The organism is Bacillus sp. LL01, from assembly GCF_001037965.1.
The window spans coordinates 1-3,527 of record NZ_LFEL01000234.1 but is presented as its reverse complement, the minus strand read 5'-3'; the positions used below and the strand labels follow the sequence as shown (position 1 = coordinate 3,527).

2 protein-coding genes and 1 other annotated feature are annotated in these 3,527 nt (G+C 40.6%); of the genes, one reads left to right on the top strand and one right to left on the bottom strand.

The window, feature by feature from the left end; all coding sequences use genetic code 11:
- Nucleotides 1-450: NAD(P)/FAD-dependent oxidoreductase (locus tag AB685_RS28605; RefSeq protein WP_047974000.1), on the top strand; the 450-nt coding region annotated here is incomplete at its 5' end.
- Between the two features lie 355 nt (nt 451-805).
- On the opposite strand, the gene leuS is transcribed toward AB685_RS28605, so the two are convergent.
- A complete protein-coding gene (gene leuS, locus AB685_RS28600) occupies nt 806-3,229 on the bottom strand; it encodes a leucine--tRNA ligase (RefSeq protein WP_047973999.1) in 2,424 nt (807 codons plus the stop codon).
- Between the two features lie 113 nt (nt 3,230-3,342).
- Nucleotides 3,343-3,527: a binding site (T-box leader), on the bottom strand. This feature is flagged as partial in the annotation.

Here is a 3,527-nt window from a genome sequence, read left to right as displayed (position 1 = left end):
CTTTTTCCTACTACCCATCAAGAGTTACTCTATCAGGATCTAATTAAACGAGTAAAAGAAGAACCTAAAAAATCACTAAAGAACTTATTAAAAGGTTTTGTTCCTGAACGCTTTTTATTATTTATGCTAGATCAACTAGAACTTGATGGTACACAACCTGCCAACACTTTTTCGCATGATCGAATCCGTGATGTTGCTAGCTTTTGCAAATCCTTTTCCTTTCAAGCGAATGGGACTTTATCAATTGAAAAAGCCTTTGTAACAGGTGGCGGGGTGTCTGTAAAAGAAGTTGAACCTAAAACGATGCAATCGAAAAAGAAAGCGGGGCTCTTTTTTTGCGGAGAAGTCCTTGATATACATGGTTATACAGGGGGGTATAACATTACTTGTGCTTTCTCAACAGGTTATACGGCAGGGAAATCCGCTGGGGAATTAGTATCTCAAAAATAAAGATATTATCAAGTTATACACATTTCCACAGTTAAACCTCCTTAATAAACCAATAATAATCAAATTTAAACGCCGCAGGTTGTGCATAACTAGTTTTCTATCCACATGTTATGCACAACCTGTTAGTATTTTCTGATAATTTGTTGATAACGCTTTCTTTATCTACGGGTTGATGTGGATACATTCATGTGATTGAATGTTCATTCATTTCCGACAAGCATAAAAAAGAGTGCTAGCTTTTACGCCAGCACTCTTTTTTATAATTTAAAACAGTCGCCTCCGCTTTTCTGGCTAGCTTCAGCGTTCAGGTCATCTGTGGCTTCACTTTGCTAAACGAAGCCTTCAGCCTTTCTTATTACCCTACTACGATGTTGACTAGTTTTCCTGGGACTGCGATGATTTTTCTTATTGTTTTATCACCGATTGCTGCTTGAACTTTTTCGTCATTCTTTGCGATCTCTTCCATTTGCTCACGTGTAGCATCAGCTGGAATAACAAGTTTCGCACGGACTTTTCCATTAATTTGAACAACTACTTCCACTTCGTTTTCAACAAGTAGTGCTTCTTCATAAGTTGGCCATTCTGCATAGGTGATCGTTTCATTATGACCAAACTTCTCCCAAAGCTCTTCTGCGATATGTGGCGCTAGTGGTGCTAGTAGCTTCACGAAGCCTTCCATCAACTCGCGTGGAAGTTCTTCTTGTTTATACGCATCATTCATAAATACCATCATTTGAGAAATACCTACATTGAAACGTAATCCAGCAAAGTCATCTGTAACTTTTTTCACCGTTTGATGGTACGTACGGATGAATTCATCTGATCCTTTTACCTCTTTAATAGCTGGATTTAGTTCATTTGTGTTCTCATCGATAAATAAACGCCAAATACGATCTAGGAACCTACGAGCTCCGTCTAAGCCGTTCGTCGACCATGCAATCGATGCATCTAGCGGCCCCATGAACATTTCATAAAGACGTAATGTATCGGCACCATGGCTTTGAACGATATCATCAGGATTGACGACATTTCCTTTTGATTTACTCATCTTTTCATTGTTTTCCCCAAGAATCATCCCTTGGTTGTATAGCTTCTGGAACGGCTCTTTCGTTGGGACAACTCCAAGGTCATAAAGGAATTTATGCCAAAAGCGTGCATATAACAGGTGAAGCACCGCATGCTCTGCTCCCCCAATGTAAATATCAACAGGTAACCAATCCTTTAGCTTTTCTGGATCTGCTAAAGCCTCACTGTTGTTTGGATCAATGTAACGTAGGTAATACCAGCAACTACCTGCCCAGTTCGGCATCGTATTTGTTTCGCGTCTACCTTTCATCCCTGTTTTAGGATCGGTTACATGTAACCATTCTTTATTGTTAGCAAGTGGTGATTCTCCTGTATCTGAAGGTTTGATTTCCTCCATTTTTGGAAGCATTAAAGGTAACTCTTCCTCAGGAACTGCAGTCATTGAATCGTCTTCCCAGTGAATCATTGGGATAGGCTCTCCCCAGTAACGTTGACGACTGAACAACCAGTCACGTAAACGATAGGTTACTTTTTTCTTTCCATATTGATTTGCTTCAAGCCATTCAATCATGTTTGTAATGGCTGCTTCTTTACCTAAACCATTAAGGAAATCAGAATTAACATGTTCACCATCACCTGTGTACGCTTCCTTCTCAACCTCACCGCCTGCCACTACTTCAACAATGTCTAGGTCAAATGTTTTCGCGAATTCATAATCGCGTTCATCATGAGCTGGCACCGCCATAATCGCTCCTGTACCATAGCTTACAAGTACATAATCGGCAATCCAAATTGGAATTCGGCTACCATTTGCAGGATTCACAGCAAATGCTCCTGTAAAAACTCCTGTTTTCTCTTTTGAAAGCTCTGTACGTTCAAGATCACTTTTTAAAGCAACTTGTTTTTTATATGCTTCTACATCTTTTTGCTGCTCAGCAGTGGTAATAACGTCCACTAGCTTATGTTCAGGTGCTAATACCATATAAGTTGCACCAAATAATGTATCTGGTCGAGTCGTGAACACATCTACTTTCTCTGCATCATGACCATCTACTTTAAATGTAACTTCTGCTCCTTCAGAACGACCAATCCAGTTACGCTGCATATCTTTAATGCTCTCAGACCAATCAAGCTCATCAAGGTCTTCAAGTAAACGATCTGCATAAGCTGTAATCTTTAACATCCATTGCTTCATCGGACGACGTTCTACGGGGTGACCTCCGCGCTCACTTTTTCCATCGATTACTTCTTCATTGGCTAGAACCGTACCAAGTGCCGGACACCAGTTCACCGCTACTTCATCAATGTAAGCAAGGTCTTTTTCATAAAGCTTTAAGAAGATCCACTGCGTCCACTTATAATAATCTGGATCAATTGTGTTTACTTCACGCTCCCAATCATAGGAGAACCCTAAAGCTTTAATTTGACGGCGGAACGTATCAATGTTTTTCAACGTAAATTCAGCAGGATCATTCCCAGTATCAAGGGCATATTGTTCAGCTGGTAATCCAAAAGCATCCCACCCCATCGGATGAAGAACATTGTAGCCTTGCATGCGTTTCATTCGAGATAAAATATCTGTTGCCGTGTATCCTTCCGGGTGACCAACATGAAGGCCTGCACCTGACGGGAATGGAAACATATCTAATGCATAGAACTTTGGCTTATCGGCATCCTCAGTCGTGCGAAACGTTTTGTTCTCTTCCCAATGATCTTGCCATTTCTTTTCAATGTTTAAGTGTGAAAACGACATACTCTTTTCCTCCTTTAGTATCTGATCGTTCATTGACATTGACTTTGAGCTAATCATTATGTTCGCCAGGATAAATATGAGATCAACAAAAAACTCCCGCCCCTAACAAGATTGTCAGGGACGAGAGTTGTATAATTCCCGCGGTACCACCCAAATTAACAAGCCTTTTGACTTGTTCGCTCAGCACAATTAACGGACGTGACCCGTTGAGAACTACTTTACTTTTCATTCTCAAAACTAAAAGGCGAGTTCATCATATCCTTCTGGCTGACTCGCACCATCCGTCAGCTCTCTTGTT